The sequence below is a fragment of the Protofrankia sp. CiT1 genome (genome assembly GCF_917627335.1).
Taxonomy (GTDB): Bacteria; Actinomycetota; Actinomycetes; order Frankiales; family Frankiaceae; genus Protofrankia.
Genome location: NZ_CAKJTP010000007.1, coordinates 34,484 through 47,247, shown reverse-complemented (window position 1 = coordinate 47,247; position 12,764 = coordinate 34,484). Strand labels below are relative to the sequence as shown.

The following is a 12,764-nucleotide window of genomic DNA, read 5'->3' as shown; positions in this document are numbered from 1 at the left end:
GCTATCTGGCCATGGACTGCGAGGGATCGAAGGCGCCGTAGGCTGACTCGCAGGCTCGGCGGACCGCCGCGGACAACGCACGCAGGGTGGTCGAGCGCCGGCCGATCTCCTCGGCTGTGACCGCCGCCCCATCGTCGCGGGCCGCGAGGTCGATCAGGCCCGCGATCCGCACGGCCCGCGCGAGCAACGCGTGCGCGGGCGGCGGGTAGCCCGGCGCGAGCAACGCGGCCGGCTCGTCGGTGTGGCGGTCACGGAGCACCGAGAGCACCGCGGGCCCTGCCTTCGCGCGGTCAAGAGTGACCAGCGCGGTGGTCGCGGTCCGGATGGCTTCGTTGAGTTCGTGCTCCGCCGCGCGCAACGGCGAGGGTGGCGGCGGCAGGTGGGCACCGGCCGCCGAGCGCCAGTGCACCGACTCCAGGCCGCCCTCGACCGCCGGACCGTGCGCGGTCACCGAAGGCACCAGGAGCAGCGGCGGGACGGGGCCGAGCAGGACAATTGCCTCGCCGGCGGCAAGGGCTTCCCGGTTGGTCTCCGGCGGTCCCGGCAGACCGCTGACATCGCCCGGTACCGGCAGGACGAGCCGCAGCCGCCGGGCGCCGACGGTCCGCAGCCAACCGAGCCCCAGCGCGAGTCCCTGCCCGTCGACGGTGTGCGGGGCGCCGGGCCCGCCGGAACCCCGCTGGATCTGGGCGATCGCCTCGTCAGTGCTGACAAGCCCGGCGAGCCAGGCATTACCCCATCCGGTGAGTGCCCCCGAGCGAGGCGAGGCAGCTTGGCCGCAAATCACGATGCCTACGTTAAGGAATGATGCCCCTGTCCTGCGACGATCCGGGCTAGGATTGCTGAGGGTCACATGCGTTCGACAGTTGGCAACGAACCGGTCGTGGCCGGCATAACCCCATATCCGTACATCCGCCCCGGCGACGATTTCTCGCGCGCCGCCCGGATGCGGTGGAGCTGGCGACGCATGGGCGAGGCTGGGCGGGCCAGCAGCCACGGTAGGCCCACCAACGCCAGCCAATGGGCGTGAGCGAGCCGGGTAGGCGCCACGGGCGGCGCTCCCACCGTGGGCAGGACCACCGGGGAAGCACCGGCTTCGTGGAGAGCTTCGGCGAAGGCCCGGGCGATGAGCTGGTGGCCGCGAGGCCCCGGGTGCACCCGGTCCACGTCGAAGGTGGCCAGCTGGTAGACGTCGGGATGGCGCGCCAGATCGACGACCAGCACACCGGGGTCGGCCGCGGCGGCGGCGTCAACGGCCGCGTTGAGGTGTCCGACCCGGGTCGTGAGCAAGCGCCGCGCCGGGCCGGGCAACCGCAGCAGGCGTCCGGGATCGTGCAACCGCGCCATCAGTACCCAGCTGCCCGCCGCCCGCAGATCCCGGACGCTCCACACGAGGTTGTGCCGCAGGCGCAGCGGATCGAACCCCGGTGACAGCACGTCGTTCATGCCCGCGATCAGGCTCACGATCTGCGGGCGCATGGCGAGGGCTACGGGGATCTGGCTACCGCGGACATCCCGCGTGGTCGCGCCGGTGGCCGCGAGGTTCGCGAACCGCACCTGGCCGGCCGGGGCCAGGCACGCGGCCAGTGTGGCGGCCCATCCTCGGCCGGCGAGCGCGCGCTCGGCCTGCGCCCGGCGGTACCGGCCCATGCTGACCCCGTCACCCAGCCCGGCCGTGATGCTGTCGCCGAGCGCGACAAAACAGATCCCGTTCGCCGTGGCCATCAGGCCGCTCGCGTGGCGCCGCCGTAATGCCCACCGGCAACGTGCTGGTCAGCGGCAACGTGCTGGTCACCGGCAACGCCCAACACGACGCTATGCGCGGGCAGCGAGGGCAGGCCGTGCGCGGCGAGGAACCCGTCGACGGTGACGGCCCACGGGAAGTCCTCGGCGCGCGCCCGAGCCGTGCGCCGACGGGTGGGCGTATCGATGGCAAGCAGCTCTTCGACAGCGTCGGCGAAGGTCCAGCCGCTGCCTGCCGCGACGATTCCGCTGCCCGGTGTGACAAGCTCCGCAAGCGCGCTGCTGTGGTGGACGACCACCGGGGTACCGCTCGCCATCGCCTCCAGCGCCGCCAGGCCGAACGTCTCCACCGGCCCGGGAGCGAGTACCGCGTCCGCGGTGGTCAACAGGCTGGCCAGACGGTCCCGGTCCGCCACGTGACCGAGGAAGATGACCGGGAGGCCGCTCGCGCGCCGGGTGAGCCGCCCCCGGCTCGGACCGTCACCGGCGATCACCAGGCGGGCGGCCACCCCGCGGCGGACGAGCTCCGCCAGCGCGTCCACGGCGGTATCCGCCCGTTTTTCCGGCGACAGCCGGCCGACGTTGACCAGGAGCACCTCGCTGTCACGGGCGAACGCCCGACGCAGCGCGGTGTCGTAACGGCCGGGGTGGAAACGATCGAGATCGACGCCCAGCGGGATCTGGCGCAGGTTCGCCGCGCCGATGCGGACGAACTCGGTCCCGGCCCACGCGGTGGTGGCGACCACCGTGTCAAAGGTCCGGGCAAGCGCGCTGTTGGACCGGTCAGCCGCGGCACGGACCGGCAGCACTCCGCGCAGCGGACGCGGCGTCCACAGGTTCAACAACCGGTCAAGGCGCTCATGGCTGACGACGAGAGAGCCCACGCCGGCACGGCTGGCCCAGCGGCCCAGCGGCCGCAGCGAGGCCCGGTCGTGCACCTCGACGCGGTCGGGCGCCGCGGCGTCAAGATGCCGGATGACCCGCCATGGGTCGGTCAGGACACGGTAGTCCGTGCCAGGCACCAGCGGTGCGCGCATGGTCACCACCCGAGCCTCGGGAGCGTAACGGACGCTGTCCCGCTCCCCGGGCAGGACCTGGATGACCTCATGACCGGCCGCGGTGTAGCCGGCGGCGAGATGGCGCATGGTCGTGCGGATACCACCGGACCGCGGCGCGACGAAGTTGGCGGCCTGAACGATTTTCACCGGATGCTCCCGTCCTCGTAGTGATATGCGCCGTTCCCGCCGCTGTCTGGGCCGTAGTGGTCGACAGCGGCCCGGCGGAGCCGCGCCCGGCGGGCGAGGACGGTCCGCGAACGCAGGGCGCCGACCCGCGCCTGCGCCATCCTGAAACCGCGGACGTCGTGGTAATGGCCGATAAGCTCGTCCCCGATCGCGCTCCACCCGCAGCCCGCGACCGATCGCCGGGCGGCGGCGCCCATCGCCCGGCGCCGATCGCCGTCGGCGAGGAGCATCGCGACGCGGTCGGCCAGCGCGGCCGGGGAGTCCGGGGTGAAGTGCAGGCCGGTGTGCCCGTCATCGACCACGTCGAGCAGGCCGCCCGCGGCCGGGGCGACCACCGGGACGCCGCTGGCCTTCGCCTCCTGCGCGGCCTGGCAGAACGTCTCGTGGGAGCCGGTGTGGACGAACATGTCGAGGCTCGCGACAGTCGCGGACAGTTCCCGGCCGGACTGGAAACCGAGAAACGTGGCCTGCGGCAACTGACGTTCGAGCGTCGCCCGCATCGGCCCGTCGCCGACGATGACCAGCCGGACCCCGGGAAAATCCCGCACCGCGCCGAGCAGGTGTATCCGCTTCTCCCGGGCGAGCCGGCCGACGTAGCCGACCAGTACCTCGCCCTCGGGCGCGAGGCGGCGGCGCAGCTCGGCGTCCCGATGACGCGGGTTGAACCGCTCGAGATCGACCCCGCGGGCCCAGCGGGCGATCCGGTGAACGCCCTGGCTCAGCAGCATGTCGACCGCGGGCCAGGACGGCGCGAGCGTCCGCCCGGCCAGCCGGTGGACGGTCGCCACCCATCGCCAGATGGTGCGTTCCGCCTGGCCCAGTCCGTAGCGAGCGGCGAAGCCGGCGAAGTCGGTCTGGTAGACGGCGACGCTCGGCAGCCCCAGCCGCCACGCGGCGAACGCCGACTGCGCGCCCAGCCCCGCCGGAGCCGCCAGGTGCACGACGTCGGGCCGGAACCCCGCCAGCACACCGACCAGCCGGGGCCACGGGGTGGCCACCCGGAATGTCGGATACCCTGGCAGCGGAACAGATGGTGCGCGTAGTATCCGAGCGCCGGCATAGATGTCCGGATCGGCGGCGGGTACGTGCGTGCCGGCGGCTGGGGCGATGACAAGCGCTTCGTGCCCGCGGTCCCGAAGGTGTTCGAGCACACGGCAAACCGAGTTTGTCACCCCGTCCACGTGCGGCAGGAACGACTCGGTTACCACCGCTACGCGCACAACATTACGCTCCCAAGCTACGGCTATAGATCCCGGACATCCGCTCGTCCACAACGTGAACATTGTGGCACGACTTGGTGTTACTGATCGCGGCGTAGCGTGAGAAGGCAGTCATTCATGGAGGCCGGGATCGTGAGCGGGATCGTGGATGGGACCGTCCGGCGCAACACCGGCCGTTCTGGCGACAGCCGGCTGATCACAGATCTCATGGGGCTCCTCGGCGCGGCCCACGTCCTGGTCGATCCCGATCTCACCGCCGGTTACGAAACCGACTGGACGGGGGCCTTCACCGGTCGGGCTACCGCCGTGGCCCGGCCCGGGTCGACCGATGAGGTCGCCGCCGTGCTGCGCGTCTGCGCCGCCCATGGCGTACCCGTCGTGCCGCAGGGCGGCAACACCGGCCTGGTCGGCGGTTCGGTACCGGCCGGGGCCGCCATCGGCGCGGTGGTGCTCAGCCTGCGCCGGCTCACCGCGATCGAACCGGTCGACGCGGCCGCGGGCCTGGTCACCGCGGGCGCGGGCGCTACTCTCGCCGACGTCCAGGCGCATGCGCGCGCGGCCGGCCTCGACAGCGGCGTGGACCTCGCCGCACGGGATTCGGCGACGCTGGGCGGCATCGCCGCGACCAACGCCGGCGGTGAACGGGTCCTACGGCACGGGATGACCCGCGGCCAGGTCGCCGGGCTGGAAGCGGTACTCGCCGACGGCCGGGTCGTGCGGCGGCTCACCGGGCTCCCCAAGGACAACGTCGGTTACGATCTACCCGCCCTGTTCGTGGGCAGTGAGGGCACCCTGGGGGTCATCACCAGGGTGCAGCTGCGACTGGTCGGGCTGCCCAGCGCGCGGACCACCGCGCTGATCGCCCTGGCCGACGTCACCAGCGCGGTCGAGCTCCTCGCCCGGCTGCGGGCCGCGGTCGGTTCTCTGGACGCCGTCGAGCTGATGTTCGACGACGGCATCGATCTGGTGCGCGGCCACCAGGGCCTGCCGCCGCCCTTTCCCGACCGTCCCGCCGACCGGTCCCGGCCGTCCCGGGCGCACAACACTCCCTACCTGCTGGTGGAGTGCGCCGGGCGCACCGATCCCAGCGACGAGCTCGCCGCCGTGGTCGAGACCGCCACCGGCGTCCTCGACGTCGCCGTCGCGGCCACCCCCACCGAGCAGGCGCGGCTGTGGGCCTACCGGGAGGGCCACACCGCGGCGGTTAACGCCCTCGGCGTCCCCGTCAAACTGGATGTCGCGGTCCCCCTCACCCGCATCACCGCCTTTATCGACGACCTGCGCGAGCTGGTGCCAACCGTGGCGCGGCCGGCCCGCCTCCACCTGTGGGGGCACCTCGCCGAGGCGAACCTGCACGTCAACGTGACCGGCCTCGACCGCGACGACAGCCGCGGGCGCGAGAGGCTCACCGACGCGATCCTCACCCGGGTCGCGGCCGACGGCGGCGGCATCGGCGCCGAACACGGCGTGGGACGCGCCAAAATGGCCTGGGCAGGCCTGTCCCGCTCCCCCGCCGAGCTTGCCGTGATCGCCGCCGTGAAACACGCCTTGGATCCGGCCTGCCTGCTCAACCCCGGTGTCCTCGTCCCGCCCTACGGCATCGCGCTCACGCCAGGCTCGCCCGTGCCCACGCCCCCGCCCCCCGCGTAGACCACCGCACCCCAGGAGAGCGCACGGATCCTATCCGTAACCACCACACGATCCATGATCTCGACGTGCTTGCTGTTATGTACGGTTTTCAGCCGCATAAGAGCGCCCGGCAATAGGGGCGTGGATCAAGGAGCGGGGCTGGGGCACGTACATCGCAAGGCGGCGGAGGGAGCCACCCTGGTCCTTGGGGTGTCGACCGACGACAACGCGGTGAGGTGCGTGCCCCAGCCCCGCGACGCCGCGTCCCTATTGCCGGTCGCTCTAAACGTACCCAACGACAAACACACGCCGATCTTGCCAGCGAAATATGACGGCTCGCATCAATCAACATATGCCACGAGCCACACAAACAAACGCGTCATCCACCGGTGGTCGTCGAGCTGGGCCAAAGGGCAAGGGCCAAAGGACGATCAGTTGAGACGGGGGCAGAAGTGCCCGGTCGGCCCGTCCGGGCGTCCGCACAGCACGCACGGGGGCCTACCAGCCGCGACGATGCTGCGGGCCCGTTCCACGAAAGCCTTGGTCTGGTCAAGGGAGAGGGATACCTGGAGGGTGTCGAGCGAGGTGTCGTCGGCGGCGGCGCCTGCCTCACCGCGAGCTCTGCCCGCGGCTTCGACCAGCACCCGCTTGCCGTCCCATGACACGGTGAGCTGGCCGAGGTGGAAGTCCTCCTCGAAGGGGGCGTCCAGCGGCGCGAGATCGACGAAGACCTCCCGGGCCTCGGGTACCCGCACTCCCCCGGTGCGGCTAAGCTGGCCGAGCAACGTCGTCAGCCCTTCAGTGAGCGCATTGACCTCGATCTTCTCCAGGCCGACAGTGACGACATGTCCACGCGAGCTGGCTTGAAGGTAGAAGTCACGTTCGCCGGGCTGGCCGACGGTTCCGACCACGAAACGGTCTGGCGAGTCGAACACGTGCCGCTGCTGCTGGTACACCTCATCCCTCCCTGATGCCCTTGGCCACGCTGGCCTTTCTCGACGCCCTCGGTGCCCGCGAGCGCGCGAACAACATCATGACTGTGCACTTCTCGATCGCTAGATCAGTCAACGTCGCGTCCGCCGGGATTCGTCCCCGGCAACGTTAGCGATATCGAATCTGGTAGTGGTATGGCGGGTAGGCTCTTCATCCGCCGGCGTACCGGCCGCGGCCGGTCGACACGTCCGGTCGGCGCAGCACCGCAGCGGACACACATCGTGGCTTGGCCCCAGCTCGCTGACCGCTAGCCGTGGGCCGTCCCCATACCTACGCTCGTCCAGCAGCTCCCGGACCATGACGACGAACCGCCGGTCGATCCCCACCGTTGCCGCCCGGCGGAATACCAGACCCGCGGCCCTGGCCCGCGCGGCCGCCTCCACATCAAGATCGTAAACGACCTCCATGTGGTCACTGACAAAACCGATCGGTACCACCACAACCGCAGTGATGGTATCAGCGGCGCCGAGCGCGGCCAGCTGGTCGCCGATGTCCGGGGTGAGCCAGGGGACGCCCGGCGGCCCGCTGCGGCTGACATAGGCGAGATCGTGACGATAACGGTGGCCGGTCCGGGCAGCCACCCGGTCGGCGACCGCGGTGGCCGCCGCCGCGAACTGCCGAGGGTACGCGTCACCGTCCGGGCCGCTGGCCACCGACTGCGCGACGGGGATCGAGTGGGCGACGAAGAGCAGCCGTGTGCTCTCCCGCGCCGGCTCGGGAATCGTCCCAAGCGCGTCAACGACATGGTCGACCATGGGCAGAACGAAGCCGGGATGATCAAAGTAGTGCCTCAGCTTGATCAGTTCTGGGGCGGCCGGGCCGGCCGCGGCCCGAGCGTCGGCGAGATTTTCGCGGTACTGGCGACAGCCGGAGTAGGAGGCGAAGACAGACGTGACGAAACAGGCCGCCCGCCCGACGCCGTCACGGCGCATCCGCTCAAGAGCGTCACCGAGAAACGGCGACCAGTTGCGATTGCCCCAGTACACGGGCAACGGTGCGAGCTCAGCTTCCAGCGCGGCAAGCAGTGCCCGGTTCTGGTCGTTGATCGGGCTGCGGCCGCCGAACCGCCGGTAGTGCTCGGCGACCTCGGCCAGCCGGTCATCGGGGACACCGCGCCCACGGGTGACGTTGCGCAGGAACGGCATGACGTCCTCGGGCGCCTCCGGCCCGCCGAAGGAGACCAGGAGCAACGCGTCGATCCCGACCGGATCGACCGGCCCTGGGCCGCTTCCGATACGAACACCTGTGATCCCGCTGTCGCCCGACACGCCTCGATCGTCCCCCGCGCACGGTGCGCACCGCATCCCGGGCCTGCTGTGCGACCCCGCTTTCAGCATTTCATCAGGTACGCCGGCCAGCGGGCATGGCTGACGCCGCCAGCCACCCGAACGCCCTGACGACCCTCCCGGGCAGCCCGCCCGGCCGGGTGTGGTTCCAGATGAGCTGTATCGCGGTTCGGCCGGCAACGCAGCCAGGGGCCAGCTGGGTGCGGATCACCCGGATAAAGGCTCCGAAAAAGTTCTAATGCCCCATGCCCAGCCCACCGTCAACCGGGATCAGCGCCCCGGTGATGTAGGAGGCCTGCGGCGAGGCCAGGAACGCCACGAGCGCCGCGACATCCTCCGGTTCGCCCATGCTCCGGGCCGGCACATGAGCGACCATATTATCGCGCTGGGCGTCGGTGAGTGCGTCGGTCATGTCGGTGCGGATCGGGCCGGGAGCCACCACGTTCGAGGTGATACCGCGCGGCGCGAGCTCGCGGGCAAGCGAACGGGACAATCCGATCAGCCCGGCCTTGGACGCGGCATAGTTCGCCTGCCCGGCAGCACCCACCGTCGCGACCACCGACGAAATGAAGATCAGACGGCCGCGCCGCATCCGCAGCATCGGCCGAGCCGCCCGCTTGGCCACGCGGTACGCGCCGAGCAGGTTGGTGTCGATGACGTCCTGGAAGACGTCCTCACTCATGGTCAGCAGAAGCGTGTCGCGGGTGATCCCGGCGTTGGACACCAGCACCTCCACCGGCCCCAGCTCAGCTTCGACCTCGGCGAAGGCCTTGTCGACCGTCTCCGCGCTGGTGACATCGAGCCGAACGCCGTACATCCCCTGCGGGGCGTCTCCCCCGCGGCTGGCCACGACCACCCGGTCACCGGTCGCGGCCAACGCGGCCGCGCATGCGGCACCAATGCCTCGGTTACCCCCGGTTACAAGCGCCACACGCCCTTGAGCCTCCGCCATAGTTCGGATGGTAACCGCCAAACGGCGCGCCCAGAGCTCTTCACCGTTGCCAACACACCGAGCTCCCGCGGCGGTGGCTGCCGCCGGCTGTTTCCCGGCCGCCGCCAGCCCGATCCGCGCCCTGGCCGGTGGCCGTATTCGCGTGGACGATGCGCGAGACGATGCGGCCATGCGCCTGACGATCAGAGTCCACCCCGGATCGGCCCGGACCTCGGTCGGCGGCTTCCACCATGGCGCGACCGACGGCCGGTCCAGCGACAGCGCGCTCGTCGTGCGCGTCACCGCCCCCGCTGTGGACGGCCGGGCGACCGCGGCGGCGCTCGCGGCGCTCGCCACCGCCTTTGGCGTCCGCCGCGGCGAAGTCGTGCTGGTAAAGGGGATGACAAGCCGTATGAAGACCGTCGACATCGGCGGGCGGCCCGAGCCCGAGCTACACGACCGGCTCGCCGAGCTCGCTGTCGGCCCCGCCCGGCCGCCAACGTGAGTCGACACCCCCGACGGCCTCGGCCTCGACCTCGGGCCCGCCCTCGGGCCGGCGGCTGCCGAGCACCGAGCCGGGGCCGGGGCCGGGCCCGAGGTCGAGCCGGGTAACGCCTCCGGCAGGTCAGTCGCCCAGATACGGCAGCGCGAGCTTCGCGCTCGTCCCACCGTCGAGCGGCAGCGCCACACCCGTCACATACGCCGACGCATCCGATGCCAGCCACAACACGGCTTCGGCGATCTCCTCCGCGGTCGCCAGCCGGCCGAGGGGGATCTGCCGTTCGTAGCGGGCGAGCCGGTCGTCTCCACCGATCCGGTCGGTGAACCGCGGGCTCGCGACGGCGCCGGGCACGACGGCGTTCACCCGAACCCCGCTGGAGCCGTACTCGACCGCGGCGGAACGCACCAGCTGTACGACGCCGGCCTTGGCCGTCCCGTAGGGGCCTGTCCCCGGCACCGCGCCCATGCCCGCGCCGGAGGCGGTGACAATGATCGAACCACGCCCGGCCGCCGCCATGACCCGCAGCGCCGAACGGACGCAGTAGAAATTGGCATCAAGGTTGAGTGCGATCTCCGCGCGCCATCGGGCGTCGTCGATGGACGCCAGCGGGCCCTGCGCAAGCCCGGCACCGGCGTTGCTGTGCATGACGTCGAGCCGTCCCCGGCTGGCCACGACATCGTTGACGAGGCTGTCGACAAAGTCCGGCTGGGTGACGTCGCCGGGATACTGCTCGGCGCTACCGCCGTCGGCATGGACCCGCGCGACCGTCTCCTTCGCCCGACCATGATCAAGGTCGTTTACCACGACGTGGGCGCCCCGGGCCGCGAACAGGCGCGCGGTTGCCCGCCCGATCCCCGAACCACCGCCGGTGACGATCGCCGTACGGCCGTCAAGACAGTTGATCATTGTAATCAGCCCTCTCCCATTCCCTGCACCAGCCCGCCCGCCCGTCGCCAACGACGGGACCTGGCGCGCCAGACAATCGACATCCCATCAAGTAGCCAGATAAATTAACTCTAATTAGATCCATGCGGACGGACGGAGACCGGTGATGACGGGGATGCTTGTCGGGCGCAAGGCGCTGATCACCGGCGCCGGGCAGGGGGTCGGCCGGGGCATCGCTCTCGCGGTCGCCGCACAGGGCGCCGCTGTCGCCCTTGTCGGGCGGACCGAGTCAAAACTGCTCGACGTCGCGAAGGAAATCCGTGAGGTCGGCGGCGAGGCGGTGACGATACCCGCCGACGTGACCCGCCCCGAGGACATCGCCCGGAGCGTGACCACGGCGGTCGACAGCCTCGGCGGCCTGAACATCCTCGTCAACAATGCCCAGCAGACCGCGCTCGGCACGCTCCTTGACATCGACGAGCCCGCTCTCCAGGCCTGCTGGGAATCGGGCACCCTCGCCACCTTCCGGTTGATGCGCGCATCTCACCGGTACCTGCGCAACGGCGGCGTCGTGATCAACCTGGGCAGCTCGACGGCGGTGAACCCGATGCCGGTCGGCCGGGGTGTCTACGCCTCGGTCAAAGCCGCGACCCACACGCTCAGCCGGGTGGCGGCGGCGGAGTGGGGCAAGGACGGGATCCGGGTGCTCACGGTACTGCCCGCGTCCACCAGCCCGGCCGCGGAAGCGTGGGCGCAGGCCCAGCCCGCGGAGTACGCCCGCAGCCTCAGCGCCATCCCGCTGGGCCGGCTCGGCGACCCGCTGCGCGACATCGGAGGCGTCGTGGCCTTCCTGTGCAGCGACGCGGCCGGTTACATAACCGGCACGACCATCGCTCTTGACGGTGGCCAGGCGTTCCTGCGCTGACGCCGCCGGCTCGTCTCGACAGGCGGCACACCGGCCACCGGCGTGCCGCCACGAGCCGCAGCCGCGCGGACCGCCTTCTGGATCACCGCCCGCATCGACCACCGTCCACCAGACAGACCCGGGTCGTGGGCCTCATAGCCGAGATGGGTGGTCATCTCGGCATCGAACGCGGTCTCGAGGAGCAGCTTCGTCAACTTCCTGAGCATCCCGCCCGGCCCGGTCAGCGACACCCCTCGGCCCTTGCCTGCTCGACCAGACGCCGAGTGAGTTCCAGTTCCTCGTCGAGGATCGCAGCGCCGCTCTCGGTACCGGCGACCGCTCGTTCGCCCGCGATGGTCTCCGCTGCTGGATGTGTCGCCATGCTGGTCATCTGGTGCCTCCCCTACCTGCGTCTATACACAGAGCGCGATATGGGAGTTACACCGTTGTTCTTACAGCCCGTTGTTCTTACAGCCCCGGAGGCACCTGGGTTCCATTCCCAGGATCAGACAGGCCGGTTCAGCGTAGCGAAGCTGTCGCAGCGCACCACATGATCTCGCTCCTCGATCCAGTAGGAGCAGCAGACTACCGACCACTCTCCATGCTCAGAGCTCGGTACCGGACCGAACCACAGGTTCGGGAAGCCCGGCTCCCGGCGGACACCCTGATACGGATCATCGATACGGGTGAAGATCCAGGCCAATACGAGCTGGCGTAGCTCGTCAGCCGGCTTCTCCTGATCGGCCCACAGGTCGAACCGCTCCAGGAAGCCGACCAGCTGCCAGGGTGTGGTGTCAGCCACTCTGTCCCAGCCGGGCATGTAGCTCGTTCAGGTCATCGGGCCGGCCCGGGCCGCGCCGCTCGGCCGCGCCGGCCAGCCAGCCAGCGACCGCCGCGGAGTCCAGGACGGGTTCGTCCTCGGCGGTGGCCGGTGCGCCGGCGGTCGCGAAGTACTCCCGCATGGACTGCACGGTAATCGGCGCCGAGTCACCGGGGCGCCGACCCTGGTTCGCCGTGTACCAGGGGAGCTCGCCGTGGCTGAGGATCTCGAGGTCGTGGCCCGTCAGCGCGCCGTACCGGCTGAGCACGTACCCGATGGTGTTCAGTTCGGCCTCGCCGCCGGCGTCGACGCGGCCGGGCGGCCGGGCCGTCCCGTATTTCTCGTCCCGCCACAGCTCAGCCACCACGGGGCCCATGTCCCACGCTGAGATCGCCTCGCTGAACAGCGGTTCGTCGAAGGCCGCGAGATGGTGGCCCTGGCAGTAGTAGAGCAGCTTGTGCAGCTTCTTCGCGCCCAGGCCGGGAAGCCGGGCACGGAGGATGGCTGCCACGTCGCGTGCCGGGATCGGCATGGCGCCTCCTGATCGGTCGTCAAGGATGTCTCTGGCTACTGTAGTTTCAATCCCTCCTGGGAGCGATGAGGACCC

15 protein-coding genes are annotated in these 12,764 nt (G+C 70.7%); 3 read left to right on the top strand and 12 right to left on the bottom strand.

The genetic code is table 11. From position 1 onward, the window contains the following. Position 1 precedes the first annotated feature (1 nt). From MJ785_RS02640 to MJ785_RS02625, 4 genes are all read right to left on the bottom strand, one after another. Positions 2–787 carry a hypothetical protein gene (locus MJ785_RS02640; protein ID WP_239310224.1) on the bottom strand — a complete coding sequence of 262 codons (786 nt, stop codon included), beginning with the start codon at positions 785–787 and terminating at the stop codon, positions 2–4. Positions 788–849: 62 nt separating this feature from the next. Further along, positions 850–1,725, bottom strand: coding sequence for a GDSL-type esterase/lipase family protein (locus tag MJ785_RS02635; protein WP_239310228.1), 876 nt, complete (start codon positions 1,723–1,725; stop codon positions 850–852). Next, positions 1,725–2,948, bottom strand: coding sequence for a glycosyltransferase (locus tag MJ785_RS02630; protein WP_239373514.1), 1,224 nt, complete (start codon positions 2,946–2,948; stop codon positions 1,725–1,727). Before MJ785_RS02630 ends, MJ785_RS02635 begins: the two co-directional genes overlap by 1 nt. Continuing rightward, on the bottom strand, positions 2,945–4,207 hold the full coding sequence (locus MJ785_RS02625) for a glycosyltransferase family 1 protein (RefSeq protein ID WP_239379993.1): 1,263 nt from the start codon (positions 4,205–4,207) through the stop codon (positions 2,945–2,947). Before MJ785_RS02625 ends, MJ785_RS02630 begins: the two co-directional genes overlap by 4 nt. 132 nt (positions 4,208–4,339) lie before the next feature. Between MJ785_RS02625 and MJ785_RS02620 the strand changes: the two genes are divergently transcribed. Beyond that, the gene (locus tag MJ785_RS02620) at positions 4,340–5,857 is read left to right on the top strand and encodes an FAD-binding oxidoreductase (protein ID WP_239379992.1); all 1,518 of its coding nucleotides are present in this window, start codon (positions 4,340–4,342) and stop codon (positions 5,855–5,857) included. 410 nt (positions 5,858–6,267) lie between these two features. Here the strand turns inward: MJ785_RS02620 and MJ785_RS02615 are convergent, their stop codons facing one another. The 3 genes from MJ785_RS02615 to fabG all read right to left on the bottom strand — a co-directional run bounded on the left by MJ785_RS02615 (position 6,268) and on the right by fabG (position 9,067). After that, on the bottom strand, positions 6,268–6,792 hold the full coding sequence (locus MJ785_RS02615) for a DUF3090 domain-containing protein (RefSeq protein ID WP_239310775.1): 525 nt from the start codon (positions 6,790–6,792) through the stop codon (positions 6,268–6,270). A 108-nt stretch (positions 6,793–6,900) separates the two neighbouring features. After that, a complete protein-coding gene (locus tag MJ785_RS02610) occupies positions 6,901–8,097 on the bottom strand; it encodes a ferrochelatase (protein WP_370651620.1) in 1,197 nt (398 codons plus the stop codon). 253 nt (positions 8,098–8,350) lie between these two features. Further along, on the bottom strand, positions 8,351–9,067 hold the full coding sequence (fabG, locus tag MJ785_RS02605) for a 3-oxoacyl-ACP reductase FabG (protein WP_239310776.1): 717 nt from the start codon (positions 9,065–9,067) through the stop codon (positions 8,351–8,353). 142 nt (positions 9,068–9,209) lie between these two features. On the opposite strand from fabG, the gene MJ785_RS02600 reads away from it, so the two are divergent. Continuing rightward, positions 9,210–9,551 carry a DUF167 domain-containing protein gene (locus MJ785_RS02600; protein WP_239379991.1) on the top strand — a complete coding sequence of 114 codons (342 nt, stop codon included), beginning with the start codon at positions 9,210–9,212 and terminating at the stop codon, positions 9,549–9,551. A gap of 120 nt (positions 9,552–9,671) precedes the next feature. On the opposite strand, the gene MJ785_RS02595 is transcribed toward MJ785_RS02600, so the two are convergent. Continuing rightward, complete coding sequence (locus MJ785_RS02595) at positions 9,672–10,454, bottom strand: SDR family NAD(P)-dependent oxidoreductase (RefSeq protein WP_239310778.1); 783 nt, start codon at positions 10,452–10,454, stop codon at positions 9,672–9,674. 145 nt (positions 10,455–10,599) lie between these two features. Here MJ785_RS02595 and MJ785_RS02590 point away from each other — a divergent pair, with 145 nt between their 5' ends. Beyond that, on the top strand, positions 10,600–11,358 hold the full coding sequence (locus MJ785_RS02590; protein WP_239373501.1) for an SDR family NAD(P)-dependent oxidoreductase: 759 nt from the start codon (positions 10,600–10,602) through the stop codon (positions 11,356–11,358). Here the strand turns inward: MJ785_RS02590 and MJ785_RS02585 are convergent. From MJ785_RS02585 to MJ785_RS02570, 4 genes are all read right to left on the bottom strand, one after another. Continuing rightward, on the bottom strand, positions 11,304–11,588 hold the full coding sequence (locus tag MJ785_RS02585) for a hypothetical protein (RefSeq protein ID WP_239373499.1): 285 nt from the start codon (positions 11,586–11,588) through the stop codon (positions 11,304–11,306). The two genes, MJ785_RS02590 and MJ785_RS02585, sit on opposite strands and share 55 nt — an antisense overlap. Then, positions 11,579–11,728: a hypothetical protein gene (locus MJ785_RS02580; RefSeq protein ID WP_239310780.1), complete on the bottom strand. Its 150-nt coding sequence runs from the start codon at positions 11,726–11,728 to the stop codon at positions 11,579–11,581. Before MJ785_RS02580 ends, MJ785_RS02585 begins: the two co-directional genes overlap by 10 nt. 114 nt (positions 11,729–11,842) lie before the next feature. After that, entirely contained in the window at positions 11,843–12,139 is a 297-nt protein-coding gene (locus MJ785_RS02575) for a hypothetical protein (RefSeq protein ID WP_239310781.1), read from the bottom strand. After that, complete coding sequence (locus tag MJ785_RS02570; protein ID WP_239310782.1) at positions 12,132–12,689, bottom strand: Panacea domain-containing protein; 558 nt, start codon at positions 12,687–12,689, stop codon at positions 12,132–12,134. The genes MJ785_RS02575 and MJ785_RS02570 overlap by 8 nt, the downstream gene beginning before the upstream one ends. Positions 12,690–12,764: the final 75 nt, after the last annotated feature.

Coding starts and splice junctions, on each gene's coding strand:
- MJ785_RS02635 (WP_239310228.1), bottom strand. CDS start 1,725: ATGGCCACGGCGAACGGGATCTGTTTTGTCGCGCTCGGCGACAGCATC.
- MJ785_RS02570 (WP_239310782.1), bottom strand. CDS start 12,689: ATGCCGATCCCGGCACGCGACGTGGCAGCCATCCTCCGTGCCCGGCTT.
- MJ785_RS02595 (WP_239310778.1), bottom strand. CDS start 10,454: ATGATCAACTGTCTTGACGGCCGTACGGCGATCGTCACCGGCGGTGGT.
- fabG (WP_239310776.1), bottom strand. CDS start 9,067: ATGGCGGAGGCTCAAGGGCGTGTGGCGCTTGTAACCGGGGGTAACCGA.
- MJ785_RS02590 (WP_239373501.1), top strand. CDS start 10,600: ATGACGGGGATGCTTGTCGGGCGCAAGGCGCTGATCACCGGCGCCGGG.
- MJ785_RS02580 (WP_239310780.1), bottom strand. CDS start 11,728: ATGACCAGCATGGCGACACATCCAGCAGCGGAGACCATCGCGGGCGAA.